This is a genomic window from Chitinophagaceae bacterium (genome assembly GCA_007695095.1).
In the GTDB taxonomy this organism is placed as follows: domain Bacteria; phylum Bacteroidota; class Bacteroidia; order Chitinophagales; family REEL01; genus REEL01.
On the sequence record REEL01000072.1, the window covers coordinates 22,581 to 39,398 of the forward strand.

General features: G+C 35.0%; 15 protein-coding genes and 1 tRNA gene. 8 read left to right on the plus strand and 8 right to left on the minus strand.

Annotation, left to right across the window (positions count from 1 at the left end; all coding sequences use genetic code 11):
• The first annotated feature begins 87 nt into the window (after window positions 1-87).
• On the plus strand, window positions 88-558 hold the full coding sequence (locus tag EA412_03065; GenBank protein ID TVR81453.1) for a ribonuclease HI: 471 nt from the start codon (window positions 88-90) through the stop codon (window positions 556-558).
• 10 nt (window positions 559-568) lie between these two features.
• On the opposite strand, the gene EA412_03070 is transcribed toward EA412_03065, so the two are convergent.
• The gene (locus EA412_03070; GenBank protein ID TVR81440.1) at window positions 569-1,585 is read right to left on the minus strand and encodes a class 1 fructose-bisphosphatase; all 1,017 of its coding nucleotides are present in this window, start codon (window positions 1,583-1,585) and stop codon (window positions 569-571) included.
• Between the two features lie 115 nt (window positions 1,586-1,700).
• On the opposite strand from EA412_03070, the gene EA412_03075 reads away from it, so the two are divergent.
• Genes EA412_03075 through EA412_03085 form a run of 3 tightly spaced genes read left to right on the plus strand, consistent with a single transcriptional unit; the run spans window position 1,701 to window position 3,983 of the window.
• Window positions 1,701-2,168, plus strand: a complete 468-nt coding sequence (locus tag EA412_03075; GenBank protein ID TVR81441.1) for a GNAT family N-acetyltransferase — start codon at window positions 1,701-1,703, stop codon at window positions 2,166-2,168.
• Window positions 2,169-2,207: 39 nt separating this feature from the next.
• Window positions 2,208-3,473, plus strand: a complete 1,266-nt coding sequence (locus tag EA412_03080) for an aspartate kinase (protein ID TVR81442.1) — start codon at window positions 2,208-2,210, stop codon at window positions 3,471-3,473.
• Between the two features lie 21 nt (window positions 3,474-3,494).
• Entirely contained in the window at window positions 3,495-3,983 is a 489-nt protein-coding gene (locus EA412_03085) for an N-acetyltransferase family protein (protein ID TVR81443.1), read from the plus strand.
• Between the two features lie 55 nt (window positions 3,984-4,038).
• On the opposite strand, the gene EA412_03090 is transcribed toward EA412_03085, so the two are convergent.
• Both EA412_03090 and EA412_03095 read right to left on the minus strand, forming a co-directional pair.
• Entirely contained in the window at window positions 4,039-6,117 is a 2,079-nt protein-coding gene (locus EA412_03090; GenBank protein TVR81444.1) for a hypothetical protein, read from the minus strand.
• A gap of 171 nt (window positions 6,118-6,288) precedes the next feature.
• On the minus strand, window positions 6,289-7,596 hold the full coding sequence (locus tag EA412_03095; GenBank protein ID TVR81445.1) for an adenosylhomocysteinase: 1,308 nt from the start codon (window positions 7,594-7,596) through the stop codon (window positions 6,289-6,291).
• A gap of 156 nt (window positions 7,597-7,752) precedes the next feature.
• Between EA412_03095 and EA412_03100 the strand changes: the two genes are divergently transcribed.
• Window positions 7,753-8,196, plus strand: a complete 444-nt coding sequence (locus EA412_03100; protein ID TVR81446.1) for a 3-dehydroquinate dehydratase — start codon at window positions 7,753-7,755, stop codon at window positions 8,194-8,196.
• Here the strand turns inward: EA412_03100 and EA412_03105 are convergent.
• Window positions 8,189-9,664 carry a hypothetical protein gene (locus EA412_03105; protein TVR81447.1) on the minus strand — a complete coding sequence of 492 codons (1,476 nt, stop codon included), beginning with the start codon at window positions 9,662-9,664 and terminating at the stop codon, window positions 8,189-8,191. The genes EA412_03100 and EA412_03105 overlap by 8 nt on opposite strands.
• Window positions 9,665-9,991: 327 nt before the next feature.
• Here EA412_03105 and EA412_03110 point away from each other — a divergent pair, with 327 nt between their 5' ends.
• Both EA412_03110 and EA412_03115 read left to right on the plus strand, forming a co-directional pair.
• The gene (locus EA412_03110) at window positions 9,992-11,893 is read left to right on the plus strand and encodes a T9SS C-terminal target domain-containing protein (protein ID TVR81448.1); all 1,902 of its coding nucleotides are present in this window, start codon (window positions 9,992-9,994) and stop codon (window positions 11,891-11,893) included.
• 13 nt (window positions 11,894-11,906) lie between these two features.
• Window positions 11,907-12,653, plus strand: coding sequence for an SDR family oxidoreductase (locus EA412_03115; protein TVR81454.1), 747 nt, complete (start codon window positions 11,907-11,909; stop codon window positions 12,651-12,653).
• Window positions 12,654-12,682: 29 nt separating this feature from the next.
• Here the strand turns inward: EA412_03115 and EA412_03120 are convergent, their stop codons facing one another.
• The 4 genes from EA412_03120 to EA412_03135 form a co-directional block, all read right to left on the minus strand.
• A complete protein-coding gene (locus tag EA412_03120; protein TVR81449.1) occupies window positions 12,683-13,861 on the minus strand; it encodes an acyl-CoA dehydrogenase in 1,179 nt (392 codons plus the stop codon).
• Window positions 13,862-13,916: 55 nt separating this feature from the next.
• A tRNA-Leu gene (locus EA412_03125) sits at window positions 13,917-14,000 on the minus strand.
• Between the two features lie 25 nt (window positions 14,001-14,025).
• The gene (locus EA412_03130; GenBank protein ID TVR81455.1) at window positions 14,026-14,595 is read right to left on the minus strand and encodes a LemA family protein; all 570 of its coding nucleotides are present in this window, start codon (window positions 14,593-14,595) and stop codon (window positions 14,026-14,028) included.
• A gap of 78 nt (window positions 14,596-14,673) precedes the next feature.
• A complete protein-coding gene (locus EA412_03135) occupies window positions 14,674-15,171 on the minus strand; it encodes a hypothetical protein (protein TVR81450.1) in 498 nt (165 codons plus the stop codon).
• A gap of 368 nt (window positions 15,172-15,539) precedes the next feature.
• Here EA412_03135 and EA412_03140 point away from each other — a divergent pair, with 368 nt between their 5' ends.
• On the plus strand, window positions 15,540-16,799 hold the full coding sequence (locus tag EA412_03140; protein TVR81451.1) for a DEAD/DEAH box helicase: 1,260 nt from the start codon (window positions 15,540-15,542) through the stop codon (window positions 16,797-16,799).
• Window positions 16,800-16,818 lie beyond the last annotated feature (19 nt).

The following is a 16,818-nucleotide window of genomic DNA, read 5'->3' on the forward strand; positions in this document are numbered from 1 at the left end:
AAAGTTGAATTTAAACAAAAAATTTATACCTATAAATTTAAAAACCATCTGAGACGGTTTCCTAAAAAAATCATTAAGTTTGCCCGAATTAATGTGTTTATGATAAAAATTTATACCGACGGCTCATCAAAAGGAAATCCCGGTCCGGGAGGCTATGGGGTAGTTATGCTCTATAAAGATAAAGAAAGAATTATTTCACAGGGCTATCGAAAAACTACAAACAACCGCATGGAGCTTTTGGCCGTAATTACCGGTTTAGAAGCAATTAAAACTGAAGGTTGGGATGTAACAATCTATTCAGATTCCAAATATGTAATAGATGCAGTTGAAAAAAAGTGGGTTTTTGGCTGGGCAAAAAAAGGATTTGTAAAAAAGAAGAATAAAGATTTATGGACGCGTTTTTTAAAAATTTATGCAAAACACAATGTGAAATTCATCTGGGTAAAAGGACATAGCAACAACTACTATAATGAACGCTGCGATAAACTCGCTGTTGAAGCAGCAGAATCTGATAATTTATTGATAGACACCTACTATGAAAGCAATGAATCAGTCTAAATTTTTAAATTTAGCTCATCTCAAATTGATGAAGATACTTCAAGGCTTTATTCACCATATTCTTTGAGCCGGTAAATATAGGCGTTCGTTCATGTAACTTCTTTGGCTCAATTTCCATAATTCGACCACTTCCACTATCTGCTATACCACCTGCCTGTTCCACTATAAAAGCGATAGGATTACATTCATATAACAACCTCAACTTTCCGGAGGGTTGACTTTTTGTAGCCGGATAAATAAAAATACCACCCTGAATTAAATTTCTATGAATATCTGCTACCATAGAACCAATATATCTTAAAGAACAGGGCTTTTCTTGTTTTTGACAATCGTCAATAAATTGCTTAACACCTTCGGAAAAAGAATGATAGTAACCCTGATTGATCGAATAAACACTGGCCTCTTCTGGTATCTGCAATGAAGGATGAGAAAGACAAAACTCCCCAATAGACGGATCTAAGGTAAAACCGTTAACACCTTTCCCTGTCGTAAAAACAAGCATGGTCGATGAACCATAAATTATATATCCTGCGGCGACTTGCTCAGTGCCTTTCTGCAAAAAATCTTCAACTTCACACTTCTTTCCGGAAGATTTTCTCCTGTAGATTGAAAAAATAGTGCCTATAGAAACATTTACATCTATATTGCTGGAGCCATCTAAAGGGTCAATGGTTACTATATATTTGGCGTGCTGACTCTGCTCATTTTCTAATGAAACAAAATCTTCATTCTCTTCCGATGCAATTCCGGCACACTGGCCACCACTGGCTAAAGAAGATATAAATTGTTCATTGGCAAACACATCTAACTTTTTAACCAACTCACCCTGTACATTTTGTAAACCAACATTACCGAGTATATCTACTAACCCGGCTTTATTTACTTCTCTGTTAACAATTTTAGCTGCAATTCCTATGTCGGTTAATAAAGAAGTTAACTCACCCGTAGCATAGGTAAAATCTTTTTGTCTCTGAAAAATAAATTCATTTAGAGTTATAACCTCACGGCCGTAAATATGGTCAGTCATATTATTTATTGGTTTAATTCCTTCTTTTTAAATCGAATCAAAAATAAGAAAAGCCTTCAAAATAGTATACTTTTCTGCATTATACCCTTAAATTTAAAACATAAAAAAGTAAAAAATGAAAATTACCACTAGAAAGGCAGAAAAAGAGGATGTTAAGGGTATCTATAAGCTGATAGAAGAGTTAGCAAAATATGAGAAAGCAGCTCATGAAGTCAAAGTTACAGAAGAAATTCTGAGAAAAGACGGTTTTGAAACCTTCCCTCCTCTTTTCAGAGTTTTATTAGCTGAAAATGAGGAAAAAGAAATCTTGGGTATGGCTTTTTATTATACAGCCTACTCAACCTGGAAAGGTAAAATCATTTATTTAGATGATTTGGTGGTAAACAGTACTTACAGAAGATCAGGAATCGGTAAGAAACTACTGGATGAGTTAAAGCTAATTGCTAAAAAAGACAATTGCAATCAAATTCGCTTTCATGTTTTGGATTGGAATCAGCCGGCTATTTCATTTTATGAAAAGGAAAAGGTAATGCTTGACCCGGAGTGGATCACCTGCAAAATCGAGGATATTCAACTGCAATAGATGCTAAACATTTAGTATTTTTGCCGTTCAAATAAAAATATGGTTGTTTATAAATTTGGAGGTGCATCTATTAAAGATGCTGAAGCTGTAAAAAACATGGCTAAAATACTTTCACTCAGAGAGAAAAAGCCTTGCATAATTGTTATTTCTGCTATGGGAAAAACAACTAACTCCCTGGAAGAACTTTGTAATTCATTTTATAAAAATGATGCGGCAACTCCCTTTTTATTAAAAGAAATTAAAAATCGCCACTTAAAAGTATTGAATAAACTTTTTGAAGATGAGGAACATGCAGTTTTCAAAAAAGTACATTCAATCTTCAATCAATTGGAAGGATTTATTTCAAAAAAATCTAAATCTCCATTTGATTTTATTTATGACAAAATAGTTTCTCACGGAGAGTTGTTATCTACGACTATCATCAGTGAATATTTAAATTTTCAGGGTATCAAAAATACTTGGATTGATGTTCGTGAAGTAATTAAAACAAGCTCTGAGCATCGTGATCCAAAAATAAACTGGAATCTTACAGATACCAAAGTGCAGGAAATCATAGTGCCTGTTTTACAAAAATCAACTGACCTGATAGTAACTCAGGGATTTTTAGGTTCAACAACAGAAGGGCATACGACAACGCTCGGAAGAGAAGGCTCGGATTTTACTGCTGCCATTTTTTCAAATATTCTAAACGCTGAAAAACAAGTTGTTTGGAAAGATGTTCCCGGAATTCTTAATGCCGACCCCAATCAATTTCAGGAAGCTGTAAAAATTGATAAATTATCCTACGATGACGCCGTTGAAATGACATTTTACGGGGCAACTGTTATTCACCCAAAAACAATAAAACCCCTTCAAAATAAGAATATTCCACTATATGTTCAGTCTTTTTTAAATCCAGGATCTAAAGGAACTACCATTCTTAACAGCACTTCAAGGGAAGAAAAAGTACCTATTATCATTTTGAAGAAAAACCAAATTATACTTCGCATTTCTACCAAAGATTTTTCTTTTATGGCTGAGGATAACTTAAGCTTTATTTATAAAATTTTTGATAAGCTGCGTATAAGTATTACAATGACTGAAAATGCGGCTATTTCATTGACAGTTTGCTTAGATAATAATCCGGGCAGAATCAATAAATTGCTTGAAAAGCTGGAAGACCGTTACGAAATTTCCGTATTAAAGAATGTGGAAGTGCTGACTGTAAAAAACTATAATGAGGATTTAATAAAAAAATTGACCAGCCACAGAATCATTCGTTTTGAACAAAGAAGAAATGACTTAATCCGCTTTATTCTTCAATAGAAAACTAAAGACAATTAAAAAGTGCAATTAACTTTCAGAAAACTCACCCAAAAAGATTGGGAAAAAGTATCAGAAATCTACCGGGATGGAATTAATACCGGAATTGCCACTTTTCAAACAGAAGTTCCCGAATGGTCGGATTGGGACAAAAGTCATTTAGAAAAAGGAAGAATTATTGCATTACATAACAATCAAATAATAGGTTGGGCAGCACTTACAGCCGTTTCTGACCGCTGCATTTATGCCGGTGTTGCTGAAGTTAGCCTTTATATAGCAAAAGATTTTTGGGGAAAGAAAGTTGGCACAAAACTACTGCAGAAACTCATCTATATTAGTGAGAAAGAGGGGATTTGGACTTTACAGGCCGGCATTTTCACAGAAAACATTGCCAGTCTTAATCTGCATAAATCAGTTGGTTTTCGAACAGTAGGTATGAGAGAAAAAATCGGTAAGCTAAACAATCAATGGAAAGATCTTTATCTGCTTGAAAGGAGAAGTAAGATAGTTTAGGTTTCACTAGAATTTACTATTCACTTTTATTTATCGAAATTTAATAGAGGGATTGTCAAAAACCGGGCTCATAAATTCTAACAGCATTTTCAAAAATTATTTCTTTGTCAAATGACATTTTTTTAAATTGTTCATTAGTAAACATTTCCATTTGATCTGTAAAATGCGGACTATCCACATTGGCTGAAGCTCCATAGGCATGAACGGAATAGACCTCTACTCCTTCTTCAGAAAATTTTATAGCCTGAATATATGAATCGCCGCCGGTTACTTTAAATATTCCCTTTTTCTCGTCAATTAATTCAGCATCTGCTGCCCTGGGGACTTCACGTAAACCACTGGCCGGAAAACTAACATCACCTCGTATATGTCTTTGAATGTCTCCTAAAGCAACATTAATATGACCATGTGTTTTCAATAAAAAATCCTTTGCTTCCCGAATCGCCCAAACAGCATCTTCTTCTTTTACCTGCTCTTCATGAATCATGAATAAAGCAAAAGGAAAATTGGTTCTTTTGATTAAAAAGTGATGCATTACCAATACAAATCCGGCAGTTGTGTTTGTAATATCCCCCTGAAAATCCCAGTTTCTCAATTTTATAATTGCATCAGCTATATCAGGATATTCCTTCTCATCCAGCTCATAAAATATCCGAAAACTATTATGGTAAGTGCCGTTTTTAACATAACCTTTATCAAACTTTATTTGATTAAACGCTTCCCAGCTCATTGTTTCTTCCATATTTTCAAAAGTTCGTTGAAAATACTCGCCTCTGTTATAATTAAATCGCTGTAAACCAATAAAATCCCCTTCCCATTCACAACCTGAACCACTGGCAATCAATGGCGTTTGGTTTGCATTAAAAACATAACCACATTCCGGGTTAATTAAAGTAGGTTTACTTTCAAATTCCAACACTTCAACCCATTTATTATCGCTTGTTATACCTGCTATTGGTTGAGACCAATCTAAGTTTTTATCTCTGTCAGGTATTCGACCGGCTGAATGAAACATGATATTCCCTTCTACATCTGCATATACAATATTAAATAATGGTAAAGCATCCATTTGAAGTGTATTTGTAAACTCATCCAAATTTTTAGCTTTATTCATTTTATACCATTGTTCACCCGACCTTATATCCTTATAAGCCGGAAAGCGAATTGCATAATAATTATCTTCATGCTCAATCACAGGTCCGAAAATGCTGACTTTGACATTTCGTCGAATAGGAATACCTATCCCCAGAAATTTCACATTCATTCGGATCCTACGCTCCTCAAAATCTACCCATTCCCCATCAAGTTTATATGCTGTGGCTCTTCTGTTAGTTTTTAGCTTATAAATATCCCCGAAAGTATGATAATTTACAGTATGTGACCAGCCTAAATATTGATTAGCACCGGCAAAAACAGTTATACCACCCGGGAAAAGCCCACCCATAATATTTAATCCCTCATCACTGACCAAATGCGCTTCATACCATGAAAACCTCCCTTCCTTGGGTTGATGCGAATTATTCATTAGATAAGTTTTGCCTGATTCAGTTCTTGAAGGAGCCAGCGCATAGGCGTTTGAACCTCTGTCGTTTGGAGTAGCATAATCAGCAATCCGATTGTTTGTAATAGCTTCTAAGGCCATCCCCACACCTCCCATTAATGAAGTTATCAGAACATACCCTTTAACAACATCTTTGCCGGTCATTGGAAATCCTTTTCTCAACAAAACTTCACTTCTGTTCTTTGAGGCATATTTATTTAAACCGGCACTATAAGCGTCCAGTAAATATCTGTATTCTTCACTTAAGTCCTTTTCATACCTTTTTTCAACAAGACTATCAATTCCCAAGGCCTTTACCGCATAATCAAACAAAACCCCTTCCCTGCCCTGATAACGGCTCAGCATACCTTTAGCAGCCAATAAATTCAATTGTATATTGTAAAAATCATCCTCGGCATGAGCCCATGCAAGTCCGTAAATAGCATCTGCATCTGTTTTTCCGTAAATATGCGGAACACCCCACTGGTCTCTAACTATAGTTGTACTTCCTTCTTCATAAACATAACTCCCGATTGCTTTAGTTTGAAACAAAAAGAAAGCAAGTATTGAAATTAAACTACATCTGATTAACATGAATAAAATTGTAAGTTCTAAAAAAAGGATTTAAGTTCTGAAGCAGGTTTTAGTTAAAAATAGTTGCCTTAAAGATAAAAACTAGTTTCAGATTTAATCAAGCAATTCAATTTTTTACCAAAAAAAAGAGCTGCCAAATTTGACAGCTCTTTTAAAAATTTTCAATGAATTCTAATAGCGGTAATAATCCGGTTTGTAAGGTCCTTCTACCGGCACTCCAATATATTTAGATTGCTCAGGAGTAAGTTCTTCCAATACTACCCCAATTTTCATCAAATGCAGTCTGGCTACTTTTTCGTCCAAATGCTTTGGTAAAGTATAAACTTCATTTTTATACTCATCATTGTTATTCCACAATTCCATTTGAGCCAAAGTTTGGTTAGTAAATGAATTTGACATAACAAATGACGGGTGGCCGGTTGCACAACCTAAGTTCACCAATCTGCCTTCCGCTAAAAGAATAATATCTTTTCCGTTAATGGTATATTTATCAACCTGTGGTTTGATATTATCTTTTGAATCTCCATGGTTTGCATTTAACCATTCAACATCAATTTCATTATCAAAATGGCCAATATTACAAACAATGGCTTTGTCTTTCATTTTCATAAAATGATCGCCATGAATGATATCTTTGTTTCCTGTTGCCGTTACAACTATATCTGCTTCTTCAACAGCATCTATCATTTTTTTCACTTCAAAGCCATCCATAGCTGCCTGTAAAGCACAAATTGGATCTATCTCAGTTACTATAACTCTTGCTCCTGCTCCTCTTAAACTTTCAGCAGAACCTTTTCCAACATCTCCGTATCCGCCAACAACAGCAACTTTTCCGGCAATCATAATGTCCGTTGCTCTTCTGATTGCATCTACCAAAGATTCACGACAACCGTATTTGTTATCAAACTTAGATTTTGTCACAGAATCGTTTACATTAATACATGGAACAGGCAAAGTCCCTTTTTTCATACGCTCGTACAATCTTAACACACCTGTAGTGGTCTCTTCTGATATACCTTTTAGACTTTTTATCATTTCAGGATATTTGTCTAAAACTATATTTGTCAGGTCTCCCCCGTCATCTAAAATCATATTCAATGGGCGCTCTTCGTTTCCGAAAAATAAAGTTTGTTCAATACACCAGTCATATTCTTCTTCTGTCAGGCCTTTCCATGCGAATACAGGAACTCCTGCTTTCGCAACTGCAGCAGCTGCATGGTCCTGAGTTGAAAAAATATTACACGATGCCCATCTCACTTCAGCTCCCAAATGAATCAAGGTTTCAATCAAAACTGCGGTTTGTATAGTCATGTGCAAACATCCGGCGATGCGAGCACCTTTCAATGGTTTTGAGTTTCCATATTCCTCTCTTAATGCTATTAAACCGGGCATTTCGGCTTCTGCCAGTGAAATCTCTTTACGTCCCCAATCGGCAAGAGTAATGTCTTTAACTTTGTAATTTAACTTTGTGTCTATCATTCTATCTTTTTTTTGCAAAATTATGAAAAAAATCTTTATTATGTTTGTATTTAACTTAAACACTGAATAAACAGCTTAAATCTGTTTTTAGTTTAGGAAATTCAGGTATGTTTTATCATTTATAACGGGAAAAAGAAATTTTTAAAATCAAAGCAAATGAAAAATATTAAAATCGAGGGTATAACTATTATCAACGGACCTAATTTAAATAAGTTAGGAAGCCGGGAACCGGAAGTCTATGGAAAAGATCAATTTGAACAATTTTTTAAAAAAAGTTGCCTGCAATTTCAACAGGTTCCATTGAAACTCAAACAATCAAATATTGAAGGGGAAATAATCAACTTCATACAGGAATGTGAGGAAAAAAAGCAAGCTATAGTTATTAATCCGGGAGGATACACCCACACTTCTGTTGCTATTTCAGATGCATTAGCCTCTGTAAACAATCCGGTTATTGAAGTACATATAAGTAATATTTATGCGCGGGAAGACTACCGGCAAAAAAACCTGACAGCAAAAAATACAGATGGTGTAATTATAGGATTTGGACTGGAAGGCTATAATATTGCCATTCGCTCCCTGCTTCACTATTTTAACTAAGCTTTTGAGAAATAATCTCAACTTCTCTTTTTAGCCATGTTAGAGGTAAATAATCTTTTAAATGAGGATTTAATTTCAAATCAGATTGCTGAATTTTTGTTTTCATTTTTTCAATTTGAGGCCTCAGTTCTTCCTTAGGTAAATGCTTTACCATAGTATTGAAAAACTTTTGCATCAACCTGGAAGTAACATTTACCACTTCCTCTGCTCTTTCATGATAATCTATAAGCCTTCTGAAATTTAAAATTTCCCTTATAGAACTATCTATATCACCTCTTTGATAAAAAACGATTATATAAATAAATCGAAAGTAAAAATATTCCGTATAGGGTCTTTGCTGAATATTTTCCGGAATTTTATCATAGGCTTTTTCATGTTCTCCTTTAAAAATATAAGCCATACAAATCAAGCATTCAAACCGAAACTTAAGCTTTTGGTGAATCTCAATATCACTTTCATACTCAACCAGTAATTCCAGTGCTTCATCATAACTCTGTAATTTCATTAAACTGCTGGCATAATTCAGTACAATTCCCAAATTAACTTTCAGTTTATGTTTTTTAAGGATTGAAATAGCCTCACTGAAGTACTCATTAGCTTTTTCATATTTACTGTCAAAAAAATATCCTAAGCCTATATTTGACTGACAAATTGCCTTTTCCTTGTTATACTTTGGGTAATAATCTTTGGTTTGTTCCAAATATTTGAGGGCTTCAATAAGCACATCGTTATTCTTAACTATATTTTTAATATTGGTTATTGAGTAGTATTCACTTTTAAGTAAAAAATAATTTGCCAGAGGGTCTGTAATGTCAGTATCAGAGTGGTCAAAAAATTCCGGTGAGGATGTTGTTTCGTAATCAGATTCGAAAATTTTGATTATTCGTTGAGTAAACATTTCCTTTTGTTTCAAATCAAACCATTCTCTTTGAAAACTTGTAATCAAACTACTTCTGGACTCTCTCGTTAAATCATGAAGCTCTTTATATACTTCAGCGCCAATCTCTTTATGATCAATTAAGTAATTAAACAAAAACTCTTTTAATTTAAATACCCGGCTATTATCCTTTTCATTTATAGCATTAGTAAGTGCTTTTCGTATATCACTTTCAATATCCGGCAAAATATCCGAGAGCTCACTCAACAGATGTAAATCAAGTTTTTTCGGATTTAACTTATATTCTTTTAAAACATTTGAAACGACCAGTACTTTATATATCTCCTCATTTAATAAACGCAATTCATTTCTTAGAATGTAATCTTTTTCTTTATTCCATTTATCATCATATAGTTTTTTAAAAACCTCAGTTTTTTCAAGATCCGTTTTTTCACTATTAATGAAATCAAAAATAATTTGATAAAGCTTATCAAGTTGTTTTCTGGGATTTGATGAAAGATTAAATTTTAGTTGTTCATGGTGATTTTTATTTAAACTTTTTAATAATGCATAGGTTTTGGAATTTTTCATACTCACAGTTTACATTCATCACAAAAATACAAAACTAAAAAAAAATAACTGCCGAAATGCAATATTAATCTTACTTTTAAAAATACTAATATATTTCTTAATTCATTATTATCATCACAATTACTTTTTTTTGCATTTTTTGCTTTTAAAATAAACTGTATCTTTAATAGTCCTTTTTAGTTTAGCACATAATTGCAAACTTAAAAGAGCCTTGTGAAATTCATGAGGCTCTTTTTTTATGCATATCCTTTCTCAAATTATGTTTTTAGAGTCATTGAGATTAACTTTGGAATGATTTATATCAATCTAAAAATCTAATTATTACTAATGAAAGCATTGAGCTCTTTTATATTATTTTTATTCGTTTTCAGCTTTTCATGTTTAATTTTCGCAGCAGATTATGAAAAGTATTTGGAAAATGATAAAATGGTAATCTTCTTCCCTGAGGATGAAAAATATGATGTCGGTGAGTTATTGAAAAAAAGTGAGCAGTTCCATGATATTGAAATTGTAAAAAGCTACTTTATCCCTTCCCCTAAGTTGCAGATTATTAGCTTTAACAAGGCCATAAGCTGGGAGCAAAAAGAAGAGATATTCAGTAGTGTAAACTTAGCCGGAGATGTGATGCATTTGCCCTATCTAAAAAATAATGAGGGTTTCTGGCTGGGTATTTTGCCCGATATTTTTGTATCTGTAAATTCTGAGGCTGAAAGAAATTCATTGATTTTAAATATGGGTAAGCAAGGCTGGGAGTTTGAACCTGTGAATCACTTACCTAAAAATGTATATAAATTCAGTAACCGTCAATCAAGCGGTAAGGAAATTTTAGATTTGGCAATTAGCTTAAATAATGATGCTGATTATCTATGGGCAGAACCGGGTTACTTCTTTTTTCCGGATGTGCATGATGTACCAGATGACCCTATTTTTTTCAGGCAATGGCATATAGAAAATGAAGGAACGGCTGCACAGGGAAATGGTGTAGTTGGAGCGGACATTTCAGGTTTGGATGCATGGACAGTTTCAAAAGGAAATCCGGATATTAAAGTAGCTATAGTTGATAGTGGTGTAGATACATTGCATCCTGACCTGAGTGCCAATTTTTATATGGGATTTGATGCAACCGGTGGCAACAGCAATGGTTTCCCCAATCAAAACTACTCACAGGATGCACATGGAACAGCAGCTACCGGAATCATTTCAGCAATAGCAGATAATGGTATTGGAGTTGCCGGCATTGCCAATGAGTGTAAATTTATGGCTGTAAAATCTTTTTATTATATCGACAGTTTAATTGGAATTATACCTTTTGCTACATCAGAGTATTTTTCAAGCGGACTAATATGGGCATATCAAAATGGAGCAGATGTGATAAACAATTCATGGACGATTCCTCCTTTATTTTTAGCATTGCTACCGGGCAATCCCGCTCTCATAGATGCTGCTCTTGAAGAGGCATCCACTAATGGAAGAAACGGGAAAGGAACCGTCTTGTTTTTTTCATCCGGAAATGATGGTGACCCGCCTTACTGGCCTTCAGACCTTGAAATGACAATAGCCGTAAATGCTACCAGTATGTGTGATGAAAGGAAAAGCCCTGATTCGTGTGACGGAGAAAACTGGGAAGGAAATTACGGTGAAACCATTAATATTTCAGCCCCGGGTGTTAGAATCCCAACTACGGATATGCAGGGTACAAAAGGATATACAAACGGCAATTATACCTTGTCTTACAATGGCACATCTGCAGCATCTGCAGTAGCAAGTGGAGTAGGCGCACTCATACTTTCTGTAAATCCGGACCTCACAGCAGAAGAAGTTGCTTATATTCTATATACTACAGCCGATAAAATTGAAGGTTGTGATTATAGTACCTATAAAAATGGCAGCACCTGGTGTCCCGAATTAGGACATGGCAGAGTGAATGCTTATCAGGCACTTTTAAGTGCTCAGGATTTTGAAGGTATAAGCTCGGTAAACAATTCGGTTAAAAATCATTATTTAAGAATTTACCCGAATCCGGTTAGAAAAAGCATTCATTTTAACCACAACTTTAATCATCCGGTTAAACTGACCATTTATAATATCAACGGTCAGTTTGTTTATGATAAAATATTTACTATATTACCTAATAAAATTAATATTGATGAAATATTATCTTCGGGTTTTTATATCTTAAAACTTACAAGTGACCGGGAGAGTATTACTAAGAAAATTATTGTTCAATAAAAAACTAATGAAAATGTTAAAAGGAAAAACAGCTATTATTACCGGAGCATCTTCCGGAATTGGCGCATCTATTGCTGAAGAAATGGCCAAAGAAGGAGCCAATTTAATTCTTTCCGATATTAATGATAAGGAAGGACAAAAATTAACAGAACAATTAAAACAAAAATTCAACATTAAAGCTTTTTATGTCCACGCAGACGTAAGCTCTGAAAAAGACTGTAATTTACTTACTGAAAAAGCTTTAGAGCATTTTAACAAACTGGATATAGCCGTAAATAATGCCGGCATTTCCGGTGAACAAGGTCCTTTGATTGACTGCACAGTAGAAAATTGGAAAAATATTATGGCTGTAAATTTAGACAGTATTTTTTACTGTATGAAAAGCCAAATTCCTGCAATGATTAAATCCGGTGGTGGCAGTGTAATAAATATGTCTTCCATTTTAGGTTCGGTTGGGTTTCCAAATGCAGCTCCGTATGTAGCTACAAAACATGCTATGAATGGATTAACAAAAACAGCTGCATGGGAATATGCTCAGCAAGGTGTGAGAGTTAATGCCATCGGTCCGGCCTTTATTAAAACACCACTTTTGGAAGCGCTGGATGATGATATGTTAAAAATGCTGGAAACAAAACATGCTTTTAACAGACTGGGAAAACCGGTTGAAGTAGCAAACTTAGCTGTATTTTTAGCTTCTGACAAAGCCTCATTCCTGACAGGTAGTTACTTTCCTGCAGATGGCGGATATTTAGGTATTTAAGTAAACTCAACTTGTAAAAACAGTTCTTTTTATACAATTGCATTAATTCCGGTAACATCCATTCCGGTTATTAGCAAATGTATTTCGTGGGTACCTTCATATGTGATAACGGATTCTAAATTCATCATATGTCGCATGATGGAGTATTCCCCAATAATTCCCATACCTCCAAGTATTTGTCTGGATGTGCGAGCTATATCAAGTGCCATTTCAACATTATTTCTTTTAGCCATAGAAATCTGAGCCGGAGTAGCTTTGCCTTCATTCATCAAAGTCCCCAAACGCCAGGCAAGTAGTTGTGCTTTGGTGATTTCAGTAATCATCTCCGCTAATTTCTTTTGTGTGAGCTGAAAAGCAGCAATCGGCTTATCAAACTGTTCTCTTTCCATTGAGTATCTCAATGCAGTATCATAACAATCCATTGCTGCCCCAATAGCACCCCAGGCGATTCCGTATCTTGCTTTTGATAAACAACTCAAAGGACCTTTCAAACCTTTTACGCCGGGTAATATATTTTCTTCGGGAATTTTCACATTATCAAAAACCAATTCTCCTGTTGAAGAGACTCTCAAAGACCATTTATTCTTAGTTTCCGGAGTGGTAAAACCTTCCATTCCGCGTTCAACAATTACACCTTTTATAACACCCTCATCATCTTTAGCCCAAACAACAGCTACATCACAAAAAGGACTGTTGGAAATCCAAAGTTTGCTTCCATTTAAAATATATTCAGATCCTTTTTTAGAAATTCTGGTTTCCATTCCTCCCGGGTTGGACCCGTGATTGGGCTCGGTAAGTCCAAAAGAACCTAAAAACTCTCCTGAGCCTAATTTTGGCAAAAACTTTTGTTTCTGCTCTTCTGAGCCAAATCGAAAAATCGGATACATAACCAAAGACCCCTGAACAGAAGCCGTTGACCGCACACCTGAGTCACAACGCTCTAACTCTTGCATAATCAGTCCATAAGCGATTTCATCCATTCCTCCCCCTCCGTATTCCTGGGGCAGTGAAGGTCCGAAAGCACCGATTTCAGCCAGTTCCTTCACGATAAACTGCGGAAATTCAGATTTTTGAGCATACTCTTCAATGATTGGGCTTAAACGCTTTTTTACCCAAGAGCGAACACTTTCTCTGACTAACTTATGTTCATCACTCAATAATTCATCTACATTATAATAGTCGTGAGATTGAAATTTATCTGCTGCCATAAGGATATGATTTGTAAGATTAACAAAAGGAATTTGTAATAGTTGAAAGTTTATGTGTCCGGAGGGGGATTCGAACCCCCACAGCCGTTAGGCCACCACCCCCTCAAGATGGCGTGTCTACCAGTTTCACCACCCGGACTCAGGTATCTTAATTATCAAATTGTTTATTCTTTAAACAACTTTTTAATATCAACATTTTGTCTTTCCTGTTCCGTGATTTCAAACAATGTTCTAGGTTTAAAATTAAACATTCCGGCTATCATGTTGGAAGGAAACATTTGCATAGTATTATTAAAGTCAGTAACAGCCGCATTATACGAACGTCTTGAAGCGGCCAATTGCGCTTCAACTTCATTTAAAGAACGCTGCAACTGCATAAAGTTTTCGTTTGCTTTTAGCTCAGGATAGTTTTCAACAGCAATATTAATTCTCGCCAAATCCTGCGTAACCCGGTCTTCCAGTTTAACTCTTTCATCCGGAGCCACATTACCTGAAATTGCCCGTGTACGAAGCTCTGTAATTTCCTTTAAAGTCTCTTTTTCATGCGTCACATACTGTTGCACGGAAGCGACTATATTAGGGATTAAATCGTACCTCTTTTTACTTTGTGCATCTATACCGGCAAATGCTTTGTCTACCATATTACGCTTTACAACCAAACGGTTGTAGGTAATTATAATAAACAAGATAAATAAACCGAGAAAGATCAGTAGTAATAAAACACCTGTATCCATATCTTTTTTTTGCAAATATCGTACTTTTTAGAATAAAAATACGAGTAATTGAAGTTTTTAAATGGCTGTAAAAATATTTTACAATAAAACTTTTTTGGGATATATAAAATAGACTAATTCGCCTGATTTTGCTGTAATCTTATTCCAATTATCTGTTGCAAACTGAATTTTCACAATTCCACTTGTAGGAACCTTTTCAAAATATTTATTGGTTAAAAATTCCGTATAACTACTCAAAGTGGGTTCGTGGCCAAAAATCATTGCCGAATTAACATCCTGTGGGATTGAAAGAGTTATGGCAAAAAGCTCTTTTAGTGAAGATTCATAGATGGAACTGTTCAGCTGAATTTTTTCAGGATTGTATTCCAATTTTTCAGCAAAGATCAATGCCGTATCATGTGCTCTTTTTGCCGGGCTGCTGACAATTAAATCTACAGATTCACCCATTTTTTTGATGTATTCAGCCATTTTTGCACCATTTTCAAGACCTCTTTGATTTAAAGGCCTTTCATAGTCTCTTTTTTCTCTGAATTTCCAGCTGGATTTGGCATGCCTGACAATATATAATGTTTTCATTTATTTTGCTTGAGGTAAGCTAATAAGATACTTAAACTATGCTTGATGACCATAAAATCTTTTAAATCAGGAATTAAACAGCTTTTTATTAATTTTTATTGCGCGACGCCAATTTAGATAAAAAAGTAGAATATTTGTTTAATATTTGTATTAAGTTTAACGCACTAAGTGTTAAATAATGTTCCTTAAAAGTCTTTGAATTTTCTTTATATCTGTGAAACCCTTGTACTTTCGATATTTAAACGTATCTTTGCACCCGATATACATGCGGTATTCTATGCCGGTTCTACATAATTTTTGTTCCCGAACTACGATAAAATAAAAACTCAGGTTTTTCCCGCTTCTTTTTCAATTTTTAATATTTTATTTTGATATTTTCAGACTTAGGCATAATTAAGCCGATTTTAGACGCTCTCATTGCAGAGGGCTACACAACTCCTACTCCTATTCAACAAAGAGCCATTCCTCATATTTTAAAAGGTAAAGACCTAATTGGATGTGCTCAAACAGGTACGGGAAAGACAGCAGCATTTGCTATTCCAATTTTACAGCTTCTTAATGAAGTTTCACCGTCAAAAGGACACAGGAAACCGATTAAGGCGTTAATTCTTACACCGACCAGAGAGTTAGCTATCCAAATAGAGGACAGTTTCAATACTTACGGAAAAAATGTACCGCTTAAAAAACTCGTAGTATTTGGGGGAGTAAATCAAAACCCACAGGTAAATGCTTTAAAAAAGGGTATTGATGTTTTGGTTGCCACACCCGGAAGATTGCTGGATTTGGTTAATCAGGGATTCCTGCATTTAGACCAAATTGAAATATTTGTTTTGGATGAGGCCGACCGTATGCTGGACATGGGCTTTATACATGATGTAAAACGTATTATAAAGTTAATCCCCGAAAAAAGACAAACACTTCTCTTTTCGGCAACTATGCCTAATGAAATTAAATCTTTGGCAGATAGTATTTTGATTAATCCTGTTAAAGTTGAAGTCACTCCGGCATCATCAACGGCGGATACCATAAACCAATCTCTGTATTATGTTTCAAAACAAAATAAAAAGGATCTGTTAGTACATTTACTGAATGATCGTTCAATAGAAACGGCTTTAGTTTTTACACGTACAAAACATGGTGCTGATAAATTAGTTAAACACCTGGTAAGTTGCGGAATTTCTGCTCAAGCAATTCATGGAAATAAAAGTCAAAATGCAAGGCAAAACGCCCTTGAAAACTTTAAAAACAGAAAAACACGTGTGTTAGTTGCTACGGATATTGCAGCGCGCGGCATTGATGTCGATGAACTAAGCCACGTAATTAACTATGAAATTCCTGAAGTACCCGAAACTTATGTTCATCGCATTGGCAGAACAGGCAGAGCCGGACTTAGCGGAGTTTCCTATACCTTTTGTGAGGAAGAAGAAACAAGTGACTTAAGGGATATTCACCATTTGATTGGAAAAACAATCCCGGTTGTAGAAGATCATCCTTTTCATGAGGTTTATAAGGGCATTACAAAACGACCACCGAAAGCTGCCAGACCTCCCAGAAATTCAAGTTCTTCTAAGCGCTCACATTCAAGCTCTAAAGGCTCTTCTAATAACAAAAACAGAAGACGCTATTAAATTAGAGAGATTGAGTTTT